General features: G+C 42.5%; 28 protein-coding genes and 1 riboswitch. Of the genes, 18 read left to right on the top strand and 10 right to left on the bottom strand.

Going from position 1 to position 25,351, the window contains the following annotated elements; genetic code table 11:
* Nucleotides 1-6: 6 nt before the first annotated feature.
* The 5 genes from H7F25_RS16480 (at nucleotide 7) to H7F25_RS16460 (ending at nucleotide 3,871) form a co-directional block, all read left to right on the top strand.
* Complete coding sequence (locus H7F25_RS16480; RefSeq protein ID WP_024423869.1) at nucleotides 7-312, top strand: PTS sugar transporter subunit IIB; 306 nt, start codon at nucleotides 7-9, stop codon at nucleotides 310-312.
* A 14-nt stretch (nucleotides 313-326) separates the two neighbouring features.
* On the top strand, nucleotides 327-1,676 hold the full coding sequence (gene celB / locus H7F25_RS16475; protein ID WP_025093803.1) for a PTS cellobiose transporter subunit IIC: 1,350 nt from the start codon (nucleotides 327-329) through the stop codon (nucleotides 1,674-1,676).
* A gap of 26 nt (nucleotides 1,677-1,702) precedes the next feature.
* Complete coding sequence (locus tag H7F25_RS16470; RefSeq protein ID WP_133744405.1) at nucleotides 1,703-2,029, top strand: PTS lactose/cellobiose transporter subunit IIA; 327 nt, start codon at nucleotides 1,703-1,705, stop codon at nucleotides 2,027-2,029.
* Complete coding sequence (locus tag H7F25_RS16465) at nucleotides 2,026-3,354, top strand: 6-phospho-beta-glucosidase (protein WP_185853936.1); 1,329 nt, start codon at nucleotides 2,026-2,028, stop codon at nucleotides 3,352-3,354. The genes H7F25_RS16470 and H7F25_RS16465 overlap by 4 nt, the downstream gene beginning before the upstream one ends.
* Before the next feature lie 118 nt (nucleotides 3,355-3,472).
* Nucleotides 3,473-3,871, top strand: a complete 399-nt coding sequence (locus tag H7F25_RS16460) for a hypothetical protein (protein WP_133744406.1) — start codon at nucleotides 3,473-3,475, stop codon at nucleotides 3,869-3,871.
* 308 nt (nucleotides 3,872-4,179) lie between these two features.
* Here H7F25_RS16460 and H7F25_RS16455 read toward each other — a convergent pair whose 3' ends face one another.
* Complete coding sequence (locus H7F25_RS16455; protein WP_024426445.1) at nucleotides 4,180-5,271, bottom strand: branched-chain amino acid aminotransferase; 1,092 nt, start codon at nucleotides 5,269-5,271, stop codon at nucleotides 4,180-4,182.
* Nucleotides 5,272-5,638: 367 nt separating this feature from the next.
* On the opposite strand from H7F25_RS16455, the gene H7F25_RS16450 reads away from it, so the two are divergent.
* The 5 genes from H7F25_RS16450 to H7F25_RS16430 all read left to right on the top strand — a co-directional run bounded on the left by H7F25_RS16450 (nucleotide 5,639) and on the right by H7F25_RS16430 (nucleotide 11,865).
* Nucleotides 5,639-7,066, top strand: a complete 1,428-nt coding sequence (locus tag H7F25_RS16450; protein WP_133744408.1) for a DUF1565 domain-containing protein — start codon at nucleotides 5,639-5,641, stop codon at nucleotides 7,064-7,066.
* A 97-nt stretch (nucleotides 7,067-7,163) separates the two neighbouring features.
* Nucleotides 7,164-7,273, top strand: a riboswitch (SAM riboswitch).
* Nucleotides 7,274-7,443: 170 nt separating this feature from the next.
* On the top strand, nucleotides 7,444-8,562 hold the full coding sequence (locus H7F25_RS16445) for a sugar ABC transporter substrate-binding protein (RefSeq protein ID WP_095409879.1): 1,119 nt from the start codon (nucleotides 7,444-7,446) through the stop codon (nucleotides 8,560-8,562).
* A gap of 69 nt (nucleotides 8,563-8,631) precedes the next feature.
* Nucleotides 8,632-10,128: a sugar ABC transporter ATP-binding protein gene (locus tag H7F25_RS16440; protein WP_133744409.1), complete on the top strand. Its 1,497-nt coding sequence runs from the start codon at nucleotides 8,632-8,634 to the stop codon at nucleotides 10,126-10,128.
* The gene (locus H7F25_RS16435; RefSeq protein ID WP_122632239.1) at nucleotides 10,125-11,138 is read left to right on the top strand and encodes an ABC transporter permease; all 1,014 of its coding nucleotides are present in this window, start codon (nucleotides 10,125-10,127) and stop codon (nucleotides 11,136-11,138) included. The genes H7F25_RS16440 and H7F25_RS16435 overlap by 4 nt, the downstream gene beginning before the upstream one ends.
* A 94-nt stretch (nucleotides 11,139-11,232) precedes the next feature.
* The gene (locus tag H7F25_RS16430; protein WP_024423859.1) at nucleotides 11,233-11,865 is read left to right on the top strand and encodes a GTP pyrophosphokinase YwaC; all 633 of its coding nucleotides are present in this window, start codon (nucleotides 11,233-11,235) and stop codon (nucleotides 11,863-11,865) included.
* A 45-nt stretch (nucleotides 11,866-11,910) separates the two neighbouring features.
* Here H7F25_RS16430 and H7F25_RS16425 read toward each other — a convergent pair whose 3' ends face one another.
* Nucleotides 11,911-12,051 carry a hypothetical protein gene (locus H7F25_RS16425; RefSeq protein ID WP_162860197.1) on the bottom strand — a complete coding sequence of 47 codons (141 nt, stop codon included), beginning with the start codon at nucleotides 12,049-12,051 and terminating at the stop codon, nucleotides 11,911-11,913.
* A 19-nt stretch (nucleotides 12,052-12,070) separates the two neighbouring features.
* A complete protein-coding gene (locus H7F25_RS16420) occupies nucleotides 12,071-13,156 on the bottom strand; it encodes a Rap family tetratricopeptide repeat protein (RefSeq protein WP_025093810.1) in 1,086 nt (361 codons plus the stop codon).
* 519 nt (nucleotides 13,157-13,675) lie between these two features.
* On the opposite strand from H7F25_RS16420, the gene H7F25_RS16415 reads away from it, so the two are divergent.
* The 3 genes from H7F25_RS16415 to H7F25_RS16405 all read left to right on the top strand — a co-directional run bounded on the left by H7F25_RS16415 (nucleotide 13,676) and on the right by H7F25_RS16405 (nucleotide 15,880).
* Nucleotides 13,676-14,440, top strand: coding sequence for a transporter substrate-binding domain-containing protein (locus tag H7F25_RS16415; protein ID WP_024423857.1), 765 nt, complete (start codon nucleotides 13,676-13,678; stop codon nucleotides 14,438-14,440).
* 70 nt (nucleotides 14,441-14,510) lie between these two features.
* On the top strand, nucleotides 14,511-15,155 hold the full coding sequence (locus H7F25_RS16410) for an amino acid ABC transporter permease (protein ID WP_151862781.1): 645 nt from the start codon (nucleotides 14,511-14,513) through the stop codon (nucleotides 15,153-15,155).
* Nucleotides 15,152-15,880 carry an amino acid ABC transporter ATP-binding protein gene (locus H7F25_RS16405; protein WP_103131778.1) on the top strand — a complete coding sequence of 243 codons (729 nt, stop codon included), beginning with the start codon at nucleotides 15,152-15,154 and terminating at the stop codon, nucleotides 15,878-15,880. The genes H7F25_RS16410 and H7F25_RS16405 overlap by 4 nt, the downstream gene beginning before the upstream one ends.
* Nucleotides 15,881-15,967: 87 nt before the next feature.
* On the opposite strand, the gene H7F25_RS16400 is transcribed toward H7F25_RS16405, so the two are convergent.
* On the bottom strand, nucleotides 15,968-16,351 hold the full coding sequence (locus H7F25_RS16400) for a glyoxalase GlxA (protein WP_024423854.1): 384 nt from the start codon (nucleotides 16,349-16,351) through the stop codon (nucleotides 15,968-15,970).
* A gap of 118 nt (nucleotides 16,352-16,469) precedes the next feature.
* Between H7F25_RS16400 and H7F25_RS16395 the strand changes: the two genes are divergently transcribed.
* Nucleotides 16,470-17,651, top strand: coding sequence for a class I SAM-dependent rRNA methyltransferase (locus tag H7F25_RS16395; protein ID WP_172880395.1), 1,182 nt, complete (start codon nucleotides 16,470-16,472; stop codon nucleotides 17,649-17,651).
* Nucleotides 17,652-17,685: 34 nt separating this feature from the next.
* Here the strand turns inward: H7F25_RS16395 and H7F25_RS16390 are convergent, their stop codons facing one another.
* The gene (locus H7F25_RS16390) at nucleotides 17,686-18,366 is read right to left on the bottom strand and encodes a CidB/LrgB family autolysis modulator (protein WP_073207868.1); all 681 of its coding nucleotides are present in this window, start codon (nucleotides 18,364-18,366) and stop codon (nucleotides 17,686-17,688) included.
* Nucleotides 18,360-18,701, bottom strand: coding sequence for a CidA/LrgA family holin-like protein (locus tag H7F25_RS16385; protein ID WP_034281461.1), 342 nt, complete (start codon nucleotides 18,699-18,701; stop codon nucleotides 18,360-18,362). The genes H7F25_RS16390 and H7F25_RS16385 overlap by 7 nt, the downstream gene beginning before the upstream one ends.
* Nucleotides 18,702-18,908: 207 nt before the next feature.
* Here H7F25_RS16385 and cidR point away from each other — a divergent pair, with 207 nt between their 5' ends.
* The 4 genes from cidR to H7F25_RS16365 all read left to right on the top strand — a co-directional run bounded on the left by cidR (nucleotide 18,909) and on the right by H7F25_RS16365 (nucleotide 21,802).
* A complete protein-coding gene (gene cidR / locus H7F25_RS16380; protein ID WP_024426436.1) occupies nucleotides 18,909-19,796 on the top strand; it encodes a cidABC operon transcriptional activator CidR in 888 nt (295 codons plus the stop codon).
* A gap of 17 nt (nucleotides 19,797-19,813) precedes the next feature.
* A complete protein-coding gene (gene thiM / locus H7F25_RS16375; RefSeq protein WP_185853935.1) occupies nucleotides 19,814-20,638 on the top strand; it encodes a hydroxyethylthiazole kinase in 825 nt (274 codons plus the stop codon).
* Nucleotides 20,625-21,293: a thiamine phosphate synthase gene (thiE, locus tag H7F25_RS16370; RefSeq protein ID WP_185853934.1), complete on the top strand. Its 669-nt coding sequence runs from the start codon at nucleotides 20,625-20,627 to the stop codon at nucleotides 21,291-21,293. The genes thiM and thiE overlap by 14 nt, the downstream gene beginning before the upstream one ends.
* 134 nt (nucleotides 21,294-21,427) lie before the next feature.
* Nucleotides 21,428-21,802, top strand: a complete 375-nt coding sequence (locus H7F25_RS16365; RefSeq protein ID WP_024426433.1) for a nuclear transport factor 2 family protein — start codon at nucleotides 21,428-21,430, stop codon at nucleotides 21,800-21,802.
* Nucleotides 21,803-21,829: 27 nt separating this feature from the next.
* On the opposite strand, the gene H7F25_RS16360 is transcribed toward H7F25_RS16365, so the two are convergent.
* From H7F25_RS16360 to H7F25_RS16345, 4 genes are all read right to left on the bottom strand, one after another.
* Nucleotides 21,830-23,371 carry a solute symporter family protein gene (locus tag H7F25_RS16360; RefSeq protein WP_024423846.1) on the bottom strand — a complete coding sequence of 514 codons (1,542 nt, stop codon included), beginning with the start codon at nucleotides 23,369-23,371 and terminating at the stop codon, nucleotides 21,830-21,832.
* Nucleotides 23,368-23,682: a DUF485 domain-containing protein gene (locus H7F25_RS16355; protein ID WP_149126155.1), complete on the bottom strand. Its 315-nt coding sequence runs from the start codon at nucleotides 23,680-23,682 to the stop codon at nucleotides 23,368-23,370. Before H7F25_RS16355 ends, H7F25_RS16360 begins: the two co-directional genes overlap by 4 nt.
* A 107-nt stretch (nucleotides 23,683-23,789) precedes the next feature.
* Nucleotides 23,790-24,458 (bottom strand): glycosyltransferase family protein, encoded by a 669-nt coding sequence (locus H7F25_RS16350; protein ID WP_044331082.1) that lies wholly within the window; start codon nucleotides 24,456-24,458, stop codon nucleotides 23,790-23,792.
* Nucleotides 24,451-25,140, bottom strand: coding sequence for a class I SAM-dependent methyltransferase (locus H7F25_RS16345; protein ID WP_125585788.1), 690 nt, complete (start codon nucleotides 25,138-25,140; stop codon nucleotides 24,451-24,453). The genes H7F25_RS16350 and H7F25_RS16345 overlap by 8 nt, the downstream gene beginning before the upstream one ends.
* Nucleotides 25,141-25,351 lie beyond the last annotated feature (211 nt).

Raw genomic sequence — 25,351 nt, 5'->3', positions numbered from 1 at the left:
TTACACATGAACATCTTATTGGTTTGCGCAGCAGGTATGTCTACAAGCTTACTTGTCACAAAAATGGAGAAAAGCGCACAAGAACAAGGAAAAGAATATCGTATTTGGGCAGTATCAGGAGATTCTGCGAAAAATCATATTGATCAAGCCGATGTGCTTTTATTAGGACCTCAGGTTCGATATTTATTACCGCAAATGAAAAAGCTCGGAGAAGAAAAAGGAATCCCAGTAGACGTGATTAATACTGTGCATTATGGCGTATGTAATGGCGCTGAGGTTTTAAAATCTGCTGAACAGTTAGTGAACGGATAAAGGGGGCGGAGGGGATGAATGGATTCAACCGATTTCTAGAAGAGAAGGTCATGCCGTTTGCAGGGAAGATTGCCGCTCAAAGACATTTACAAGCATTGCGTGACGGAATTGTTTTAACCATGCCTCTCATTATTGTCGGTTCACTGTTTCTCATTTTAGCCAACCTTCCGATCCCAGGATACAGCGATTTTATGGCAAGTATCTTCGGAGCAGAATGGGCCACGAAACTATCCTATCCTGTGAATGCAACCTTTGACATTATGGCACTTGTTGCGACCTTCGGGATTGCTTACAGGCTTGCTGAAAAGTATGCCGTTGATGCGCTATCGTCTGGTGCGATCGCTGTTGCGGCTTTCCTTTTAGCTACACCATATCAAGTACCTTTCACACCTGAAGGATCAACAGAAGCTATCCTAGTAGGCGGGGGAATTCCTGTCACACTGATGGGCAGTAAAGGTTTATTCGTTGCCATGATTATTGCCATGCTTTCAACCGAAATTTACCGCTTCATTGTACAGCGGAACATTGTGATCAAAATGCCTGATGGTGTACCGCCAGCAGTCAGTAAATCGTTTATTGCACTTATTCCAGGTTTTGTGGTCATCACCCTGATCTGGGTCGCTAGACTTGTGATTGAGATGACACCTTTTGAGAGTATTCATAATATCATCACGGTCTTAATTGGCACACCGCTATCGATTCTTGGTGGCAGCTTAGGCGGCAGTATCGTTGCGATGGGTGTGCAAATGCTCCTCTGGGCATGTGGTATTCACGGAGCAACCATTGTCGGCGGCGTCATGGGGCCAATTTGGCTCGGTGCAATGGATGAGAACCGTCTTGCATTCCAAGCAGGAGAAGTACTGCCGAATATTTTCACAGCGCAGTTCTTTGAAATCTTCATCAACGTCGGCGGAAGCGGAGCAACGCTTGCTTTGGTGCTGACCATGATCTTACGCGCCAGAAGTAAACAAATGAAACAGCTTGGCCGCCTTGCCATTGGGCCAGCCATCTTTAACATCAACGAACCGATCATTTTTGGAATGCCGATTGTCATGAACCCAATGCTCCTCATTCCGTTTATCCTTACGCCAATCATGATGATCATCACCACATATATCGGAATGAGCACAGGGCTTGTGGCAAAACCAGCCGGGATCGCTGTCCCATGGACCATGCCGCCAATCATTTCAGGCTATCTCGCCACAGGAGGCAAAATCTCTGGTGCTGTCATGCAGCTGATTAACCTTGCGCTGTCATTTGCTCTATACTACCCATTCTTTAGAATGTGGGATAAGCAGAAATTGAGAGAAGAAAGTGAGCTAGAAACAAAAGCATCAACTGATGAAAATGTCGTCAGCATGTAATAGAGGGAACAAGGGGGATGCGGCCGATGGAAATGGAACAAATTGTGTTTCAACTCATCCTGCACGGCGGAAATGGCAGAAGCTCCGCGATGGAGGCCATTACATGTGCAAAACAAGGAAAATTTGATGAGGCGAAGCAAAAATTGCAGGACGCACAAGACGCGTTAAATGAGGCGCATCACGCACAGACAGAGCTGATCCAAGGAGAAATCAGGGGCGAAAAGACGGATATTAGCCTCTTAATGATTCATGCGCAGGATCATCTCATGAACGCAATGACCGTCAAGGAGCTCGCAGCAGAAATCATCGAACTCCATGAAAAAATGAAGCAACTCGGAGGTGTCAATTCATGAAAGAAGGAATCAAAATTGTCACAATAGGCGGTGGATCGAGCTATACGCCTGAGCTCGTCGAAGGGTTTATTAAACGATATCATGAATTACCTGTAAAGGAATTATGGCTTGTGGATATTAAAGCGGGTCAGGAAAAGTTAAACATCGTGGGCGCTCTGGCGAAACGTATGGTTGAAAAAGCAGGTCTGCCGATTGAGGTACATCTGACTCTTGACCGCCGGAAAGCCTTGAAGGACGCAGATTTTGTGACGACACAATTTCGTGTAGGACTGCTGGAAGCACGGGCAAAGGATGAGAGAATACCGCTTAAATACGGCGTCATCGGTCAGGAAACGAACGGACCAGGCGGTTTATTTAAAGGCCTTCGGACCATCCCAGTCATTCTAGACATTGTGAAGGATATGGAAGAGCTTTGCCCAGACGCATGGCTTGTGAACTTTACAAATCCAGCCGGCATGGTCACAGAAGCTGTTTTACGCTACACGAATCTAAAAAAAGTGGTCGGTCTATGCAATGTGCCGATTGGGATCAAAATGGGGATTGCCAAAGCGCTTGATGTGGACGTTGAACGCATCGAGGTACAGTTTGCCGGTCTCAATCACATGGTCTATGGATTAGACGTATATTTAGACGGGGTCAGCATTATGGATCAAGTGCTAGATGAACTAGGAAATCCAAACAGCCAGTGGTCCATGAAAAACATTGAAGCGAAAAACTGGGAGCCTTCTTTTGTGAAAGGATTAGGGGTCATCCCATGTCCGTATCACCGCTATTACTATAAAACGAAAGATATGCTGGAAGAAGAGCAAAAGGCGGCTCAAGAGAAAGGAACACGAGCAGAGGTTGTACAGCAGGTCGAGCAGGAATTATTTGAGCTCTATAAAGATCCTGATTTGTCGATTAAACCACCACAGCTCGAAAAAAGAGGCGGGGCCTATTACAGCGATGCGGCCTGTAACTTAATCAGCTCCATCTATAATGATAAGCACGACATTCAACCAGTCAATACAGTGAACAGAGGGGCGATTGCCAGCATTCCGGCTGAATCAGCGGTTGAAGTAAACTGTATCATTACGAAGGACGGACCAAAACCTATCGCGATAGGTGATCTGCCTGTAGCTGTAAGAGGACTCGTTCAACAAATCAAATCATTCGAGCGTGTGGCAGCAGAAGCGGCTGTGACAGGAGATTACGAGACAGCTCTTGTGGCGATGACCATCAACCCGCTCGTCCCATCTGACGACATTGCAAAGCAAATTTTAGACGAAATGCTCGAAGCGCATCGTGAGCATTTACCGCAATTCTTCAAATCAGTCAATGCTTAACATATAATGGCCCCTTCATGGGGTCATTTTTTATGATTGCCCCATATGGAAACTGAAGAAAGAAGTGTATGATTAGAAAAAACAGCATGTATGGCTTCAAAGAAAGGACTGTTGGAATATGGTTGCAATTGGTTTAATGTTTTACGGGTTTGTCGTACAGCCTGTCATAAGTTATGGTACAGTAATCTTGTTTTTGTATGGTCTTATTGCTTCATTTGTTGGCCTCATTCGGCATAAGGAATATGTGTGGATCTATGTTCTCCGCCTGCTCGTTTGTTTTACCATTCCGGTGACCAATCTGTTGATGTATTTTGCAACGATTGGAGGAGATGCAAGAAAATTTGATTTCCAGCCAATGCCGCTTGTTTATTATCTTGTCTTTATCCTAGAAATCATGATCATCTTTTTGCCAGAGATCTTTTTACTGATCGAAAAAAAACGGAGCATCAAAAGGAAACAGTGGATATACACAGGGGCGATTGTTGGGGTGTCGGTCTTGTTTTGGTGCACGATTTGATGGGAAGCAGACGGGTCAACTAAGTCTATTTCGCCTTTTTTTCTGTAACTTTTTTCGTCTGACCTTCACAAAAGTAATGGAAAGAGCAAGGATAGAAATCCCAAGCGCCTTAAATAGAAACCGAGTGAGGAACGGTGAATTGTCGAAACCAGTGGCGACGATCATCGATCCGATGCAGATTCCAAAGAACGCTAGTAGATAAGTAAAAAACATACCATCACTCCTTAATTTATTACCATTATAAGGTATGTTAGAGAGGTAAATAAACAAAAAAGAACCCTTCATGATTGAAAGGTTCTTTTATATGCTTATGCTTGCTTGACGACTGAGTCAACTTCAACTGTCCAGCCGAAGATATCTGGCTGTGTCCCTTTTTGGATGCCGGTAATGGCTTCATACAATTTCTTGGATACCTCGCCTGTTTGACCATTTTGGATCACATATGGCTGATCATGATAAATTAATTCCCCGACAGGAGAGATCACCGCCGCCGTTCCAGTCCCGAAAATTTCTTCAAGCTCGCCAGATTGATGTGCTTCAATTAACTCGTCAATTGAAATTTTGCGCTCTGTTACTGGAATTCCCCAATGCTTTAACAGCTCAAGTACAGAGTTACGTGTGATGCCTTCTAAAATGCTGCCGTTCAATTCAGGCGTCACGATTTCTCCATTGATTTTAAAGAAGATATTCATGCTGCCGACTTCTTCAATGTATTTTTTCTCGACCCCATCAAGCCAAAGAACTTGTGAAAATCCTTTCGTTTCAGCAACCTGCTGTGCTTTAAGGCTTGAGGCATAGTTTCCAGCTGTTTTGGCATTTCCTGTTCCACCCTTAACGGCACGGACAAACTCATTTTCAACGGCAATTTTGACCGGATGAATGCCTTCTTTATAGTATGATCCCACTGGAGATAAGATAATGAGCAGCTTATACGTGCTAGACGGTGCAACGCCTAAATATGGCTCAGTGGAAATAATGAATGGACGAATATACAAGGAAGTGCCCTCTGCATCAGGTACCCAATCCTTATCAATACGAATGAGTTCATTTAAGCCCTCTAATACTGTTTCTGTATCAATTTGCGGAATACACAGGCGGTCATTGGATCTATTTAAGCGTTCCATGTTTTTTTCCGGACGGAATAAGAGAATTTTTTGATCCTCAGAAACATAAGCCTTCAAGCCTTCAAAAACAGATTGACCATAATGGTAGACCATCGAAGCTGGGTCCATTGGAATGGCCTGATAAGGGATAATTCTTGGATCGTACCAGCCTTTATCAACTGAATAATCCATCACAAACATGTGATCTGTGAAGATTTTTCCGAATTCAAGTTGATCAGATTGAGGTTTTGGTTTTTTTGTTGAACTAAGTTCAACGCGGATGGGTTGTTTTGGCATTGTAAATCTCCTTGCTGTTTGATTATTTGAAAATTCTAATAATATGAAATAATTATGATTCTATTCTATACCTTCACAAAATATTAGCAATAGGTTTTCTGTAATTCAGACAAGAAAAATCTGTTAAAGCGCTTTCCTTCTCTCTGCTGTCAGTTTGGCTCATGTCACCCCTTTTTAAAAAAGAAATAAAATCCAAATGCATTATTAACTGATTAATCTGACAATTTAAAAACGAATGGTTTTCCTGTAAGATATTCTTTCAACCATACACCTTTTGACTAGTACATTGCAAGGGACATCGTCATATTTTAATCCTCTTTTTTTTAACCGATAAAGGAAGAAGAGAAGAGAAAGGAGCAATAACAAGATGAAAAGAGCGATACCAGGTATTTTCCTCATTTTATTCATGACCGTGATCAGCTTTGGCTGTCAGGCGATGACAGATGAGGCTGGCGCTAAGCAAAGCACAGCCTATTACGTAGCGGTAAACGGAAACGACAAAAACCCGGGCACAAAGCAAAAACCTTTCCGCACGTTGAAAAAAGCAGCAAGTATGGCGAAGGCTGGGGCAACCATTTACATGAGAGGCGGTACATACAAAGAAAAATTGATTGTCCGCCATTCAGGAACAAAGAAAGCACCCGTTGTCTTTCAAGCTTACGGAAAAGAAAAACCTGTAATTAGCGGGGCTTCCCTTAAAGGAAATCAAGCCGATGGAGGACTTGTCACGATCGATCAAAAAAGCTACATCACCCTCAAAGGCCTGACTGTAGGACATCTTAAGACGAATCAAGAAGATTTGACACCAGTTGGTATTTTCATCAAAGGAAGCGGTAAAGGCGTCAAACTGCTTAATAACCGAGTGTATGACATTCAGACGAAACATAAAAATGGAAATGCACATGGAATTGCTGTCTATGGGACAAAAGCTCCTGCAGCGATTGAAGACATTGAAATCAAAGGAAATACCGTTGAACAATTAAAGCTTGGCTTCAGTGAAGCGCTTGTGCTAAATGGAAACGTCAAAAAGTTCCGTGTGACACATAACACGGTTCGGCACACTGATAATATTGGCATTGATTTAATTGGTTTTGAGAACGTAGCACCCTCCAAAAAGTATGATCAAGTGAGAAATGGGGTCGTCTCTAGAAACAAAGTATATGAGATTACGAGCGCAGGAAACCCAGCCTATGGCAGCGACATCTCCGCTGGCGGAATTTATGTTGATGGCGGAAAAGACATTGTGATCGATCATAACATCTCACATCACAATGATCTGGGGATTGAAGTCACAAGCGAACATAAAGGAAAAATGGCAGACCGCATCCGCATCGAACACAATCAAGTATATTTAAACCGTTATACAGGCATTTCTATTGGCGGCTATGATAAGAAGCGGGGCGGTACAACCAATACGACGATTTCACATAATATTTTGTACAAAAATGACACAGCCGGCTTAGAAGGCGGTCAATTGCTGATGCAGTATCAAGCAGTGAACAATCGAATCACGAATAATATCATGTCAGCTAGTGCCTCGCATTACTTGGTCGTGAATCTTTATCAAGTGAACCAAAAGAATACCTTCCAGAAGAACGTTTATGATGACCGCAAAGGTGCGAAAGCATCACAGTGGATTTGGCGCGGGAAATGGATGGAAGGCTACAAAACGTATCTCTCTAAAAGCGGTCAAGATAAAGAATCAGCACATCTCAACCCACAATTTGTGAATGAGAAAAAATATGATTTCCGTCTAAAGAAATCATCACCTGCGAAGAAAATCATCGGAAGCTGATGATATTTTAGAAATTTTCAAAAAAGTCATTGACATTGATGTGACATCACATTAAAGTAAAGAAGACATTTCAACGAAAACAAATTTCATAACGGATCTCTTATCAAGAGAGGCAGAGGGACTGGCCCTATGACGCCCAGCAACCGTTTCTATTTTAGAAATTGGTGCTAATTCCTGCAAAGCTGTTACAGCTTTGACAGATAAGAGAGGAAGAATTCCCGATACATGTTTCATGCAACGGTGATCAAGCCTCTCTTTCCAAGAGAGGCTTTTTTTCGTCTCTTTTTCGAATCAAATGCCTGTTTTACAGGCGTATTTCCACTTTTTTACCTAGTTTTCCGATGTGAAAAATAGAAATAACTTGAGGAGGAACAGCAATGAAGCGTAAGCATTTTACATCATTTCTTGTTTTATTAACGGCATTGACCGTCCTGTTAACAGGCTGCGGCACCGGATCAAGTGCAGGCTCAAAGGCAAATACGAACGAAAAGGTTTCCTTTGACAATGTACCGAAGCGATTTGCAAAGGGTCAGGGAGCAAAAATTAAAGTTATCCGCAAAATTGGAGGAGACGATCATACGGCTCAATTTTTAGCTGGAACGAAGGCGGAAGGTGAAGCACTCGGCTTTACGGTAGATGTCTACACCGCAAATGGAGATACAGCGAAGTTCCATGATGCCATCTCTCAGGCGCTTGAAGAAAATTATGATGGCTTTATCATCTCTCACGGGGACGACGATGCGACAGTCGCTGATGTGAAAAAGATCACTGCGAAAGGCATTCCGGTTGTAGCATTTGATTCGAATCCTAAGCTGAAGGACATCAAAGGGGTGACAGTGACATCTCAAGATGACGAACAATTAGCAAAAAAATCATTAGATGCGCTCGTGTCTGATTTTAAAGGAAAAGCAAATATTGCGTACCTCTGGGTAGATGGATTCCCGCCAATGGTGAGACGAAATAAGGTCTATCAAGAAACGCTTAAACAACATTCAGGGATCAAGGAGCTTGACCGCTTTGGAATTGCCTCCTCTGATACGTCTGTTCAAACGCAAAATGCAGTAGCAGCCATGCTGAATAAGTATCCAAAGGGCAAGCTGGACGCTATTTTTGCCACATGGGATGCCTTTGCCATTGGGGCAGCAAGAGCGTTAAAGGAAGCAGGAAGAACAGAAGTGAAGATTTATGGGATTGATGTGTCAAATGCGGATCTTCAAGAAATGACGGCGAAGGACAGTCCGTGGAAGTACACAGCAGCGGTTGATCCGAAGCTCATCGGTGCAGTCGACGTGAGGATTCTTGCGAAGAAAATAGCTGGTGAGAAAACACCATCTTCCTATGACCTTGAAGCCTCTCTCATCTCGCAAAAGCAGCTTCAGCAAGCAGGAAAAGCCATTAACATGGTCAATCTTGCAGACGAAGTGAAGGGATTCGGTTCATCGACTGCTTTTGAGGAAGATTGGATGAAGACCTTGAAGAAGCATTATACAAAATAAGCGACGTGCACTCTCTTTTCATAGAGGGTGTTTCGTTTTTCAGATGATATCAAGAGAAGGAGGACACCTATGACAGCGCCGCTTGTTCGTATGAAAAATATTTCAATTGAATTCCCAGGGGTCAAAGCGTTAGATCAAGTGAATTTCACATTAAAAAAAGGGACGGTCCATGCACTGATTGGAGCAAATGGTGCTGGGAAGTCAACGTTAATGAAGATTCTTTCTGGCGCTCATTCCCACTTCGACGGGACCATCCACATCAATGGCCAGGCGGCATCTATTCAAACCCCAAAGGATGCATCCTCATATGGTGTGCAGACGGTCCACCAAGAAGTGGATACGGCGCTTGTTCCCTACTTAAGTGTTGGTGAGAATATGATGATGCATGAGATTGAGAAAAAAACATTTGTCAGCTGGAAAGAGCTGCATCGCAAGGCGGCTCAGCTATTAAAAGAAATGGACATCGACATTTCCACAAAACGACTTGTCAGCGATCTGACCCTTGCCGAAAAACAGATGGTGCTCATTGCCAAGGCCGTTTCCATTAAATGCAGCATTTTAATCTTAGATGAACCAACGGCTCCGCTTAGTCATGCAGAAACAAGCAAATTATTCTCAATGATTGATCGGTTGAAACAGAATGGGACGGGGATCGTGTTTATTTCTCACCGCATGCCTGAAATTTTCACCATCTGTGATGAACTGACTGTGATGCGAAATGGAACGGATGTCGCAGCTCACCTTGTCAAAGACATAAATCCGCAGCAGGTCATTGAAGAAATGCTAGGTGCACCATTAGAGGAGCAGTTCCCGTCTCGCAGGCCACTGAAAGATGCACCAATTGTGCTTGAAGTGAAAGAGCTAAACGATCAACATAAATTAAACAACATTCACTTTTATGTCAAAAAAGGAGAAATTCTCGGGATCGCAGGACTTGTCGGTGCTGGAAAAACAGAATTATGCAAAGCCCTTTTCGGTGCCTCAGAAAAAAAGACGGGGACCGTTCAGCTTCATGGTCAAACCATTCGCATCACATCGCCTCATCAAGCGGTGAGGGCTGGAATGGCTCTTGTGCCGGAAGAGCGGAGAAAAGAAGGGATTCTGACCGAAGAGAGCGTGGGGTGGAACTTAACGGCTGCAAGTCTTCACTCATTTTCACGGATATTCAGCTTCTTACATCGTTCGAAGGAAAAGCGGGAAGCAGGCGACATCGTCAAACGGCTTGGTGTCAAAACGCCGTCTCTTGAAGCAAAGGTGAAGCATCTATCTGGTGGAAATCAGCAGAAGGTTGCTATCGGAAAATGGCTGCTGGCTGAGGCAGATGTGTATCTCTTTGACGAACCAACCAAAGGTGTAGACGTTGGAGCGAAAAAAGATATTTTCACTTTGATTGCAGAGCTTGCCGCCCGCGGAAAATCTGTCATTTATGCGTCGAGTGAGCTGTCAGAGATTGCAGGTATCGCTGACCGAGTATACGTGCTATATGATGGCAGCATTGCCCGGGAAATGACCGCACCGACGACTGAAGAGGAGCTTTTATATCATTCAACAGGAGGACAATCATGAGCGAACAACAAATTCCGGCCCCTGTGCAGCAAATCAAAAAACAGCGGCCATCCTTTCATCTGTTTGATTTCTTTTATCGATATGGCACAATCTTAACTATTGTCGTGTTGATTGTGGTATTTGCGGCATCGAATCCAGCGTTTTTGCAATCAGGAAATATCATCAATATTCTACGATCTATTTCGATAGTTACCATCATTGCGGTGGGCTTAACTATCTCATTGGCAGTAAACGGCTTTGATTTATCAGTTGGATCAGTCGCTACGCTATCAAATGCGATTGTCATTTCTATGTTCGTATGGTTCTCGCAAAACCTACTAATTGCAATCCTCTCTGCACTAGCGGCATCTATCATTGTTGGTTTGCTAAATGCATGGATGATCGTCAAAATGAAAATTCCAGATATGCTCATGACATTAGCCATGATGTTTATCATTCAAGGGCTGGCTCAAACGTATACGAAAGGGGCGACTATTTCTGAAAATATGGTGCTTCCTGATGGCACGTTCTCAACGGGGACGATTCCTGCCTTTTTCAGCAAAATTGGACAGGTGCCATATATCATTCTGATTATGGCTGCCATTGTACTATTTGCGCATGTTTTCATGTCCTACACAAAGCACGGCCGATTCATGTACATCATCGGTGGGAATAAGGAAGCGGCTCGATTGTCTGGCATACATGTGAACAAATACAAAATTGCGGCCTATCTGCTTTCTGCTTTATTTGCAGCGATCGGCGGTATCGTACTGGCTTCAAGGGTCATGACAGCAGAAATTAATGCGGGTGCACCATATTTAATGGATGGAGTAGCGGCTGCTTTTATCGGATTTTCCGTCATGGGAGCAGGTAAGCCAAACGCATTTGGCACTTTTATCGGAGCTGTACTCATCGGTATTTTACAAAATGGGCTTGTGATGATGTCTGTCCCTTATTATGCAATGGATATTGTGAAAGGTTCTGTGCTGGCCCTTGCACTGGCGCTGACATATTACAAACAACGAGGCTAACTGCGTATTTTTTAAAACCATTCGAGTTCTCTCTCCGTCTAGTAAACGGAAAGCGGTGCAGCTGCCGTTTCCAAAAGGAGATGACAAAAAGAAAATGAATATGTCAGCAACTCATGTAGAAGATTTGAAAAATGTCATGGAAGACTGGAAAAATGAACTATTAGTATATAAATTTGCGTTAGATGAAATGGATACAAAGTTTTCAATTATCAGCCAGGAGTATAATTTAATCCATGGACACAACCCAATAGAGCATACAAAATCACGAATTAAATCCTTTGAAAGCATAGTGAATAAACTAGCAAGAAAAGGATGCGACATCACGACACAATGTGCCAAGGAGCATATCCATGATATCGCAGGTGTCCGCATCATCTGTTCTTTTATTCAAGATATCTATAACATTATGGATGTATTGAGGCAAAGAGAGGATTTAAAGATCCTTGAAGTGAAGGATTATATTCAATATCCGAAACCAAATGGCTACAGAAGCCTTCATTTAATTGTTGAGATACCAGTCTACTTAACAAATCGTGTGGAGCATGTGAAGGTTGAGATTCAGGTGCGGACCATTGCGATGGATTTTTGGGCGAGTCTAGAGCATAAAATCTATTATAAACTGCAAAACGATGTTCCTCATCAGCTGACTGATGAACTGAAGGAAGCAGCAGATATTGCCCATTACTTAGATGAAAAAATGCAGAATATTAAACGAGAAATTGATTAGCACATCAAAAAGCAGCTGTTTTGATCACAGCTGCTTTTTTTCATATTAAGGGTTGGTTCCACGGTCTCTCTTTTGAATAATATCTTGAGATTGTGCTGATTGACTGTCTTTTTGAATGGAAGTACCAACAGAAACACCTGTTATCAAGAGGGTTAAAATCGCACTTGTGATGAGCCATTTCTTCATCATACATCACTCCATTTTCTTAACAAGTTTTCAAGGACAACGCCTTGTTTCTAAAATAAGAAGATTCTTCATGAAGCCCAAGATCCGTTAAGTAAGCTGCTGCATCCTGACAAATAGCTTCAAGGTCAACAAGGAAATTCATTGATTCTAATTGATCGCAATAAGCCTTGATTTGCTCAATCATGTTGTCTGGCTGAATCATAAGTGTTTCTAAAATGGATAATTTAAGTGAAATGTTTCGTTGTTTTAAATTTTCTGCTTTTTGAAGTGAAAGCTGTACATAATAGTGAAACAAACCTGGCTTTTTCAGCTTAAATAGTGCTTTTGTGTAGGCGTACATGGCAAGTAAATAGCCGCCTGGAGAAGAAGTTTCGAATGATTCTATCATTAAAGCCTTTTCTAGGAGTGGCACAGCTTCACTGTATTCATTTCTAAGACTTTTAATAAAGGCTGCATTGCAATAGGCATGTCCAAGTAAATCTGGATCATCCATCTGTTCTAGTGAATGAATGACTTCTTCGAACAGCGATTCTGCCTCATCATATTTCGACTGATCCGCATAATTCAAAGCAAGCATCATTTGACAGCTGATTGATTTTTTCACATAACATGGATCTGCGTCGTAAATAGATGAAGCCATCTTTAAGTGGTGGATGGAGAGAAGCGTGGACCTAATATTATAGTAAAGACACCCTGTTTTATAATGAAATTCGGCTTTTTCAATGTCATCGTGCACGAGATCTAATTTATCCTCGGCCAATTTTAAATGGTGAAATGCCGTATCCTGATTGCCTCTGCGCATTTCATACATCCCTTTAAAGAAATAGAAATAATAGCTGAGCATATCATCCGTACGGATGGCATTTTCATCAACAAAAAGACTATGATCTAACGAAGCTGTATCTTCTATTAGATCTTTAAAACGGTACTCTAGCAGTTGATAGTAAAGTAAGACGTCCTGATTTTCTTCCATTCGATCAAACGCTTGAAGAATGTCTTCTTTTAACTGGATAGCACCTTGTATCTCTCTTTTTTTCATCATGACATACCAATCATTGAGCATATTCGCTACATCAACGGACGACAAAACACCTGCTTCTGCCAATTCATATCCTCCTTTCTTCATCTATCAGTCACCGTTCTTCTGAATCCACTTCCCATATTCCAGTATCTTCTTATATTTTAAGCTCTCTCGTGCAGTTTGTAAAACATGTTTTTTGATGTAAATTCAACCAGTAGTGAAAGAAATAGGGAGCCAGTGCTCTTTTTGTATACGCTTACATATTTTTAGGTAAAAAGAGGGTTTTGAAAAAAATATATTACAATATCAATAAAGAGAGGAAGCAAGTATTTGAGTTTGCCTTCGTATGCAAGGGAGAAACATCATTTATCAAGGCACTGCCTCGTTTTTTGTGAGATTATCTTACATCATAATTGTGAATGACTCTTCTTTTAGAATAAAATGAGTTATTCGCAAAAAAGTAAAATTTAAAGAGACTATTGATCTAGAATTGTATGGATCTTTGGTATTGATAAAAAATATCACACACTATAGCTTTAGCGTGGTATAGTATTATTGTTATTGCGAATATTTAGACAAAACTGACAATGGGGGTCGTGTTTTATGAAGAAATCGATGTTATTGATCATGGGACTAATTGTTGTGCTTGTCATGGCAGCCTGTGGATCAAAATCGGACAGTGGTTCGGGAGAAGGCAAAGGCACATATAAAATTGGGATAGATACAACTTATCCGCCATTTGAATTTGAAAAGGGCGGTAAATATGAAGGGATAGACGTTGATTTAATTAATGCAATCGCGAAAGACCAAGGTTTCAAAGTGAAGCTTGAAGCGATGGACTTCTCAGGCATCATTCCAGCGATGCAGGCAGGACAGCTTGATGTTGGAATGGGCGGAATGAGTATTACAGATGAGCGTAAGAAGAAAGTAGATTTTTCAGATCCTTACTTCGACGCTGGACTGACAGTTGTTGTGAAAAAGGACAGCAGCATCAAATCTATTAATGATTTAAAGGGGAAAAAGCTAGCTGTTAAAAATGGGACAACTGGTGCAAAATTCGCATCTGATAACGCTGATAAATATGGGTATGAAGTCGTTCAATTTAATGACAGCCCATCTATGTTCCAGGAAGTATCAAACGGAAATGCAGATGCCTTAATTGAGGATTATCCTGTCATTACGTATGCGATCGCACAACAAGATTTAAAATTGAAAACAGTTGGAGACCGCTTGAATGGAGACCAGTATGGTATCTCTGTCATGAAGGGGAAAAACCAAGACCTATTGAAGAAGATCAATAAAGGCCTTGAGAACCTAAAGAAAAACGGTGAATATGACAAAATTATTGATAAATATTTGAAGTCATAACACAAGCGAGGCGCGCTCCGAGCGCGCTTTCTTTATGTGTCAGCCGTATGTGAATTAGGGAGGGAGAAACGTGGATACTATTATTAATGCATTTCCGTATTTAATGAATGGTTTGCAAACCACTTTATATATCTTTGTTGTTGCCATCATTTTAGGGTTTATCATCGGGTTAATTGTGGCATTATTCCGTCTGTCACCATTTAAAATCTTAAATTTCATCGCACTCGTTTTTGTGAATGCCATTCGAGGTACACCATTTATCGTACAGCTATTCTTCATTTATTTTGGTTTAAATACACTTGAATTCATTTCACTTGATCGAGTGCCTGCAGGAATTATTACAGTAGCGATTAATGCAGGAGCTTATTTCTCAGAAATTATTCGTGCAGGGATTCAGTCTATTGATAAAGGACAAACAGAAGCTGCGCGCTCTTTAGGCTTTACAGGGGGGCAAAACATGCGCTTTATCGTCCTTCCGCAGGCATTCCGCCGCATGCTCCCAGCGATTACAAACCAGGCCATCATCAGCTTGAAGGATACATCTCTCTTATCTATTATCGGGATTGCCGATATTATGCAGCGAGGACAAGTTCAAGCATCGGCTACATTTGATCCATTGAATGTCTGGCTCATTGTCGGTGTCATTTATTTCGTGATCATTTATTTACTTTCTCTACTGGCTAGCTACGCAGAAAGGAGATTTGATATCAAATGAGTATGATTACGGTGAAAAACTTAAAGAAATCCTTTGGCGATCACGAAGTGTTAAAGGATATTAATGCAGTCATCGAGGAAAAGGAAGTAGTGTGTGTCATTGGTCCTTCTGGATCAGGGAAAAGCACGTTTCTAAGATGCCTCAATAAATTAGAAGATATCACGGCTGGAGAAGTCGTTGTCCACGGACACACGATTACAGATCCAAAGGTGAATATCAATAAAGTACGACAAGAAGTAGGCATGGTGTTTCAGCACTTTAATTTATTCCCTCATAAAACCGTTTTAGAAAACATCACGATTGCACCGATCAAGGTAAAAGGTATCGAGAAGAAGGCAGCAGTCGAAAAAGCGTTAGACTTGCTTGAAAAAGTCGGCTTAAAAGACAAAGCCAAAAGCTACCCTAACCAATTATCTGGTGGACAAAAACAACGTGTCGCCATTGCGAGAGCGTTGGCAATGGATCCGAAAGTACTATTATTCGATGAGCCGACATCAGCTCTTGATCCTGAGGTCGTAGGGGATGTATTAGCTGTAATGAAACAATTAGCTGTCGAAGGCATGACAATGATTGTGGTCACACATGAAATGGGCTTTGCAAGAGAGGTGGGAGACCGTGTCATCTTTATGGATGGCGGATATATTGTCGAGGAAGACAAACCAGAAGCTCTCTTTGGAAACCCGCAGCATGAGCGTACAAAATCATTTCTTAGTAAGGTGTTATAAAAAAGAGTAAGGGCATGTATATGCTCTTACTCTTTTCTTTATGAATAAGTGGAAGATAGATTTAGCGGCCCCATTTCCTAGGAAATATTAGCGCTGGAAGAATTCGATCCACTCTTGGTCTGGCCCTCTGAAAAAGAAGTAGCAATATCCATTTGGTAATGTCGTGATTTCTTCATCAATTAATTCAATTTGCAGCTTTTGAATACGATTGAATTCAGCATGAATGTTGTCTGTTGTGAAGGCAAGATGATGGACCTTCCCTTCAGATGGCAGGTCACTGCTGTAGCCTTGGATGAGCTCAATTTCGGTTTCGGTTTCATCTTTAAAACCGAGAAATGCAAGCTCAATCACTCCATTTGTATGAGTGATGCGGTCCTTTAATTTCATGCCCACCACTTTTTCATAAAAATCAATCGACTGATCAATATTCGAAACCATAATACCTGTATGATCTAAGCGTAATGTCGTCAAACGAAGTGCCTCCTCTATGTCATGTTGATATTTTTCTCCTCATCTTATCATAATAGAAGTAACGTATACATTCATATGGTAGGATAGAGAGAGTCAATTTAGGATAAGGATGACACAAATGAAAAAAATCTCATTAAAACAAACATTTGCGGAACAAGTGAAAAAAGGATATCCGCTCATTTCCAAAGATGCAGTATCGCATGTGAACGGTGTACGGGAAGGCGAGCTCATTGAATGGGTAGATGAGCGGGGCGCTTTTTTAGGAAAAGGGTATTATGGTGTACAAAATAAAGGAATTGGCTGGGTACTAACCTTTGATGCGAACGAAAAAATAGATCAAGCTTTTTTTGTCTCTAGGCTTGAGCAGGCAGCGAAAAGCAGAACGCATTTATTTCGTGATGCACAGACGACTGCTTTCCGTGTCTTTAACGGAGAAGGTGATGGAATTGGCGGCGTCACAATTGATCATTATGACGGATTCTATCTCATCCAATGGTATAGCGAAGGAGTCTATACATTAAAGGAAGATGTATTGGCTGCACTTGAGCACGTATATCCAGACTATAAAGGCATTTATGAAAAGAAACGATTTGATACGTCTGGACAGTATATAGAAGATGATGATTTTGTGAAGGGAGAGAAAGGTGAATTTCCTCTCATCGTGAAAGAAAACGGCATGAACGTAGCAATTTACTTAAATGATGGCGCGATGACGGGTATTTTCCTTGATCAGCGTCATGTGAGAAAAGCGATTCGAGAGCGTTATGCAAAAGGAAAGACTGTGCTCAATACGTTTTCTTACACAGGTGCTTTCTCAGTGGCAGCTGCGCTTGGCGGAGCGAGCCGTACGACAAGTGTGGATGTTGCAAACCGCAGCCTGAAAAAAACAACTGAGCAGTTTGAAGTCAATGGTATTGATGTGGACGGGCAGGATATCAAAGTCATGGATGTCTTTAAATATTTTCCGTTTGCAGCGAAAAAAGACTGGACCTATGATCTCGTCATCTTAGACCCGCCTTCCTTTGCACGAACGAAAAAGCACACATTCAGTGCGGCGAAGGATTATAAGAAGCTATTAAAAGAAGCCATCCAAATTACAGCTGAGAACGGCGTCATTGTGGCATCAACGAATAGCAGTGCATTTGGCATGAAGAAATTTAAAGGGTTTATTGCACAGGCTTTTAAAGAATCAGGGCAAACCTATCGGATACTTGAAGAATATACACTTCCTGAGGATTTCCGTACAACGAAGAATTATCCCGAAGGAAACTATTTAAAGGTTGTCTTCATACAAGCATAAGAAAAAGCCATTTCCGATAAGGAATGGCTTTTTTCTATAAGGCAAACGACATAAGGATAGGTGCTGCACATAATGTAATAATGGCTGAAATAATCATCGATACACTTGAGATCGTCCCTGAGACGGAGCTCATTTCAAAGGCCTTCGATGTTCCTGCACCGTGTGCACCTGTTCCAAGCAGGACGCCCATGGCAATGTCATTATCGATGCGGAAGTAACGGATCACCATTGGACCGATAATCGATCCAAACAGTGCGGTTAAAATGACAAACACGGCCGTAACGGACGGCATGCCGCCGATCATTTCTGACACACTCATTGCTACAGGTGTTGTAACCGATCTTGGGACAAGGCTCTCAATAAGGCCTGTGTCCAGATGAAACAACTTGGCGATAAATGCCGTTGATAAGATCGCAATGACAGAGCCGCAAGCCACATTCAAAAGAATTTCCACTGCATGCTTCTTCAGGATATGAAAATACTTATATAAAGGAATGGCAAAAGCAACAGTCGCAGGCTGCAGCATATTCGTGAGCCATTTCCCGCCTTGGTTATAAGCATCGTAAGGAATGTTGACGATTAACAGCAAGACGACAAGGACAAGCGGAGTCACAAGTAATGGGGAGACATAGACCTTCGGATGTCGTTTGTACACCGCTTTTGATCCGAGATATAAAAGAACTGTTAAAATCAGAAATAGTCCGCCAACTAACATAGTTTTTTCCGCTCCTTTCGTTTCGCAATCATTTGCGTCATGATACCAGTTGAGAGCATGACCACAAACGTACTAATTAAGACGACAAGGACAATACTTGTGCCAGATTGAGAAAGCAGTTTTCCATAATCAATGACACCAACTGCTGATGGAATAAAGAAAAGCAGCAGTTCTCCGAGCAGCCATACGGCGCCAAGTTCTATCCATTTTAATTGAATGATCTTAAAATGAAGTAATAAGAAAATGACAAGAATGCCTAAGATCGTGCCCGGGATTCTTAAATGCAAAAAGGCCGCCAGCACATTCATGAATTTCGCAAAAATAAACAAGACCATAATCTGAAGGGCAGCAATCAGCGGCGTTTTGAGCAATTTCACTTTCTGTTCACTCCTTTTTCTATATAAATTGTTCAGTGTTTCACAAAAAGATGACAACGTTCCAAGTGATGAGCTTACTTTAAAGTGTACAGCACGTTCAGTTATAGGTAAAATACATATATCGAATAGTAATTATTCCTTTTGTCTATAGGAAGGATGAATCAGGTGGACATCAGACATTTAACATATTTCTTAGAAGTGGCAAGGTTAAAGAGCTTCACGAAAGCATCGCAGTCCCTTTACGTATCGCAGCCGACCATTTCCAAGATGGTCAAAAACCTGGAGGATGAGCTGGGGGTGCAGTTATTTTACCGCAATGGCCGGCAGGTTGAAATGACAGATGCTGGCCAAACCATGTATACACAGGCGAGTGAAATCGCACAGTCATTTCAGAATTTAACGAACGAATTAAATGATTTAATGAATGTGAAAAAAGGGCATATTCGAATCGGACTGCCGCCGATGATTGGGTCAAGTTTCTTCCCGAATGTCATGGGGGAATTCCGCCAGCAATATCCAGATGTCACATTTCAATTGGTTGAGCACGGCTCCATTAAAGTAGAGGAAGGGGTCGAGGATGGGTCGCTTGATATTGGTGTCATTGTTCTGCCTGCAAATGATAAAATTTTTCATACGTACACCATTATTAAAGAGAACATGAAGCTCGTGACGCATCCATCCCATCCGATGGCTGGTCGTGAGGAGGTACATTTAGCTGATTTAAGGGAAGAGTCTTTTATTTTCTTTAGAGAAGATTTTGTTCTGCACAGCCGGATTTTGAATGAATGTATGAATGCGGGATTCCGGCCAAATGTCATTTATGAAACGTCTCAGTGGGATTTCATTAGTGAAATGGTAGCTGAAAACTTAGGGATTGGACTTCTGCCAGAACGAATCTGCCGTGATCTTGATCCTGAAAAGGTAAAGGTCATTTCCCTAAACCCGTCGATCCCGTGGCATTTAGGTGTCATTTGGCGTAAAGATCGCTATTTGTCGTTTGCGGCAAGAGAATGGTTAAAGCATACGAAATCCTATGTGTGGGATGCAGAGTAAAAGGGAGGACGATACGGATGAAAACAAGCTGCGCGTCTCATTTATTGGAGAAGGTTCGAGAAAAAAATCCACTCGTTCATAATATCACCAATCAAGTCGTGACGAATTTTACAGCGAATGGACTGCTTGCTTTAGGTGCTTCGCCAGTCATGGCAAACGCCAAAGAAGAAGTGGCTGAAATGGCGCAATTAGCGGATGCACTTGTGCTTAATATTGGCACACTGACTAGAGAGACGGTGGAAGCTATGATACTCGCTGGACAAGCCGCCAATGAAAAAGGTATACCGGTTTTGTTAGATCCTGTCGGCGTCGGTGCGACAACGTTTCGAGCGAATGCCGCTAAACAGCTGTTAAAGAAAGTGAAAATGACCGTTGTCAGAGGAAATGCTGCTGAAGTGGCTCATTTACTTGGAGTGGATGGCTGGGAGTCAAAAGGCGTTGATGCGAAAGCGGCGAATGGAGATGTATCGGCATTAGCCAAACAAGCGTCCATTGCACTTCAGACAATAGTGGTAATCACAGGAAAAATCGATGTGGTGTCAGATGGAGATGAGGTCCTGTCCATTCATAATGGACATGAATGGCTCACCAAGGTGACAGGAACCGGCTGTTTGCTGACGTCTGTCATCGGGGCATTTTGTGCAACAGGTGAACAGCCGCTTCATGCGTCGGCCGCTGCATTGCTGTTTTATGGTGTCGCCGCTGAAAGGGCAGCTCTGAGCGCAAAGGATAAAGGACCGGGAACCTTTCAAATGGAATTGTTAAACGCACTATCACACACAACCGGCGAAGATGTGCTGACACTAGGGAAAATAGGGGGAGTTTCACATGACAAAGGCTGATCAACAGCTAATCAAACAGCAATTATCGGTTTATTTTATTATGGGAACAGCGAATACAAGCAGATTGCCGCTTGATGTTGTAAAAGAGGCCATTCAAGGCGGAATCACCATGTTTCAATTTCGTGAAAAGGGTGAAAAAGCCTTGCAGGGTGAAGAGAAGAAACAATTGGCTCGTCAAATTCAAGCGCTTTGCCAAGAAGCAAATGTTCCTTTTATTGTGAATGATGATGTACAGCTAGCGATTGATCTTGATGCAGATGGCGTTCATGTTGGACAGGAAGACACAAATGCAAAAGACGTCAGAGAAAGGATCGGGAATAAAATATTAGGCGTGTCGACGCATAACCTAGACGAAGTAAAACAAGCCATGAAGGACGGAGCAGATTATGTCGGTATGGGCCCAGTCTATCCAACGGAAACGAAAAAGGATACACGCAGTGTCCAGGGTGTGTCTTTGATCACTGAAGTCCGCCGTCATGCCCTTCAAATTCCGATTGTAGGTATCGGAGGGATCACATACGAAAACGCTGCACCAGTGATACAAGCTGGGGCAGACGGTATAAGCATCATTAGTGCTATTAGCCAGAGCGCCGATCCAAAAAAAGCAGCAGAAGAGCTGAAATCACTTGTTGTAGCAGAAAAAGCATCCCTTTAACTTGAAGGAGACATGGATTGAATCAATTCATGTCTTTTCTTATGTCTGGAAAAATAGACAGGAGAGAAACAATTGTGTACAATCACATTAGTTCGATTAATTTCGAAATGACAGGTAAATAAAGGAGAATGAACATGGAAGTGCTCGATACGTATTTTCGCCGGTATGATGAAGCAGGAAAAGGGAAGGAGCAGCTGGATGAATTGCTGGCATTGTTTTCTGACGATGTCATGATTGTCTTAAATGGCGCCCAAAAGCCTGGAATCCAAGCATTCACACAGTTTTTGAACACATTTTTCCACGTGCATGAAGACATTAAGCATATGTGGGATGGGTGGATGAAAAGAGAAGACGGAAAGTATGAAACAAACTGGGCCGTTTGCGGAAAGCTTTCGGATGGCCGTGTCTATACAGCAGAAGGAATTGATATCGCAGAGCTGGACGACCAAGGGAAGATCGTTTATTTAGAAAACGTTCCGAAAAACCCAGAGTTATTCCAGCGCTATTAAAAAGCCGGCTGAGCAGCCGGCTTTTCCTTATGAATCAGTATCCATATGCATGCCTGTATGTGCCTTTACTTGAATTTCTGTAAAGGTGTCTTCATCTGCTTTTTCAGAAGAGAATATCGTGCCTAAGTAGGCGGCAAGGAATCCGAGTGGAATCGAGATAATCCCAGGGTTCGACAGCGGGATGAGCGGCTCTCCTGTGAAGATGGCTGCTCCTGACGGGTCCCAGACGCTTGGGCTGAGCGAGACAATGATCAGTGCGCTCAGAAGGCCTGTTAAGCTTCCTGCGATGGCACCCGTAGAGTTAAATCGTTTCCAAAAAACAGTGAAGATAATCAAAGGTAAGTTCGCACTTGCCGCCACTGCGAAGGCAAGAGACACAAGAAAAGCGACGTTTAAGGACTGGGCAAATAATGCAAGAATGATAGAGAGGATCGCCACGCCGATTGAAGCAAAGCGCGCCGCCTTCACTTGCTCCCGCTCACTCGCTTTTCCTTTGCGGATAATCTGACTATAAAAGTCATGGGCAAAAGCAGACGCGGCGGATAAAACAAGCCCAGTCACCACTGCCAATATGGTCGCAAAGGCGATAGCGGAAACAAAGGCAAATAACAAATCTCCTCCAAGAGCTTGGGCGAGCAGTGGAGCGGCCATATTCCCTGCTGCATCTGCTGCCGTGATCGCTTCTGTTCCAACAAAGGCAGCAGCGCCAAAGCCAAGGAAAACCGTCATTAAATAAAAGATCCCGATGATCCAAGTAGCAGAAAGAACCGATTTTCGCGCAGAAATCGCATCCTTTACTGTATAAAAACGGATCAAAATATGTGGCAAACCTGCTGTCCCAAGCACTAAGGCGAGGTTAAGAGACAGGGTTTCTAAAGGCACATCATATTTATTTCCCGGGTGAAGAAACGATTCACCAAGCGGGGTTGCAGTTTTCATCTGTTCAAACATCTTCAGCAGACTAAAATCAAACTTTGCAAACACAAGCAGAGAAATAATTAATGTCCCAAGCATGAGAAGCACAGCCTTTGTGATCTGTACCCAGCTGGTCGCAATCATGCCGCCAAACACGACATAAATGGTCATCAGGACACCTACGATCAGCACAGCGATCCAGTAATCAATGCCAAGAAGCAGCTTGATTAATGCACCTGCTCCAACGAGCTGAGCAATCATATAAAAAGTGGAAACTGTAATGGTATTAAAGGCGGCAACCCCTCGGATGGCAGGGCGCTTAAATCGTGCAGCGATCATATCGGCCATCGTATATTTCCCCAGATTTCGAAGCGGTTCAGCCACAACGTAAAGAACGACAAGATACGCTACTAGAAAACCAATGCTATAGAAAAAGCCGTCAAATCCGTTTAACGCGATCATTCCAGCAATCCCTAAAAATGATGCAGCAGACATATAGTCTCCAGCAATGGCAAGGCCGTTTTGAAACCCAGTCAGACCTCCGCCTGCTGTGTAAAAATCACTCGCATTGCTTGTTTTTTTCGCAGCAAAATATGTGATGACCAATGTGAGCCCTACGATCGCTACGAACAAAATAAAAGCGGTCATGCTCATTCGTCATCACCTCTTGATTCAATTTTTAAAGCGCTTACATAATTGTCGAACTTAGCTGCTTTTTTCGCATAAAGTCCACATAAAACCCAGGTCATGACAAATTGTGTGAGGGCGAATAACCAAGCCCATGAGATCGCGCCAATTGCCGGCGTGTTCAAAAAGGTGAAGTAGGATGTAGCAACCGGAAGTGAAAAGTAAAAGAGAAAAAAGAAAATCGTCATCGGTACGATAAATCTGCGTTTTTCCTCAAGAAGTTTTCGAAAATCCTCTGAAGCGGCAACCTTCTTATAATGAACTTTTTTGTCTGCCATTGTTTCCTCCTTTGTACGAATTAGGGACAAGGTACTCCAATGCATATGAGACGATCTGGCTGTTTATGACAGTATATCATAAAAAAGGCACCCGAAAAGGGTGCTTTCTATCGATAATTTGCAAGAAATGTTTGTCTCGCTTTTTCATACGCTTCTGCGTCAAAATGATCTCCGCATTTATGAATACACCAAGGCTCTTCTTGATTTGCAATCCCAACTTCATAGCCCTTCTGAGTGAATTCAAAGGACTGCGAGACATCATAAAAATGAAAGCCGTCAAAGAGGTCCTCACGCCACCTCACATCGTATTGTGTTGCCATGAATAGACCATCAATGGCCGCAGCTTTGATATAATCTTGCGCTTCGGGCTGCTGACGGTCTCTTTCAAACGAAAGCAGCTGATAGGTGTCGTGACGATATTCAATGACTTTTCCCCTGCAATCAGAACTCTCCCACCAAATTCCATTGTCAGGCACGTTTTCTGCTCCAATCACGCCAACCATGCCAAGTGATGGATTTTGTAAAAAAAGCGGGATGAGTTCAAGCAGCATATGCTGTTTGACAATCAAGGTATCCTGATGAAGATAAATTTTAAACTGAGCTGGATGAGTGATGGCTTCATTGTATGCAGAGGTCATACTTGATGCATGTCTGATTGGTAAGACCTCCACATGGTATCCATGAGGAGCCGGAAGTGAAGCCAGCTGCCGGAAGCAAGCTTGAAACATCGATTCATCATTCACACATAAAACAAACAGAATCGTCGGATTACTCATGAAATGGAACCGCCTCGACCACATATTGATAGGCTGTAGCAGACTCGTGAAAATCAGAACGAATGCCGTGTTTCATGAGTAATTCATGTAGATCATTCAACACGCTTGCATAGGAAGGATGCTGTACGCGAATGGCCTCGAATTCGCGAATGCGAAAACCCGCTGAATGAAAGAGTGCATGTATTTCATGAAGGGTGAAGAAACGTAAATGTGTTTGATCCATTAACCCTGCATCTGTATAAGTAAATCTGCCGGCCAGTAATTCTAAAACCGTTGAAATGTGGCCGATATTTGGAATAGATGACAGGATGGCACCCTCTTTTTTAAGGAAGGGTTTCACCTTTTTTAAAACGGCCCAAGGGTCCAATAAATGCTCGAGGACGTCTCCGAAAATAATGCAGTCAAATTGTTCATGTTGATAAGGGAGAGCCATCTGTTCAATATTTCCGCAGAGAACATGATCCAGCTCTTGTACCGCCTCTTTTGCTGCATCTTCAAATGACTCAATGCCATAAATGGTCCGGCCCTTTTGTTTCAGGACTTTTCCAAGCTTGCCTGTGCCGCATCCGATATCCAATAAAGACGTCCATTCCGCGCGGATACGGCTGACGATGACCGGGTTTACCCCATGATAATACTGATCCTTTTTTTGGTGATAATACGAAAGGGAATCTGAACTCACGCTCTACCCGCCTTTCTCTTTCTCGTTGTTTTCATGCTTAATATATGGGAGAGCAGCTTGGTTTTATAACGAGAGAAGGACAATTTTCATGAATGGCGGCTAAAAAGGGATCATATAAAGAACAGGAAATGGACTGTCCTCCTAATATAGAAAGACAGAACCCCATTGAGTGAAGGGATTGGTATGGAGAGGTGTTCAATTATTGTAGCGT

The sequence above is a fragment of the Bacillus sp. PAMC28571 genome (assembly GCF_014250435.1).
GTDB lineage: Bacteria > Bacillota > Bacilli > Bacillales > Bacillaceae > Bacillus > Bacillus safensis.
The sequence above is the reverse complement of the archived record's forward strand: the minus strand, read 5'-3'. Positions and strand labels throughout refer to the sequence as shown.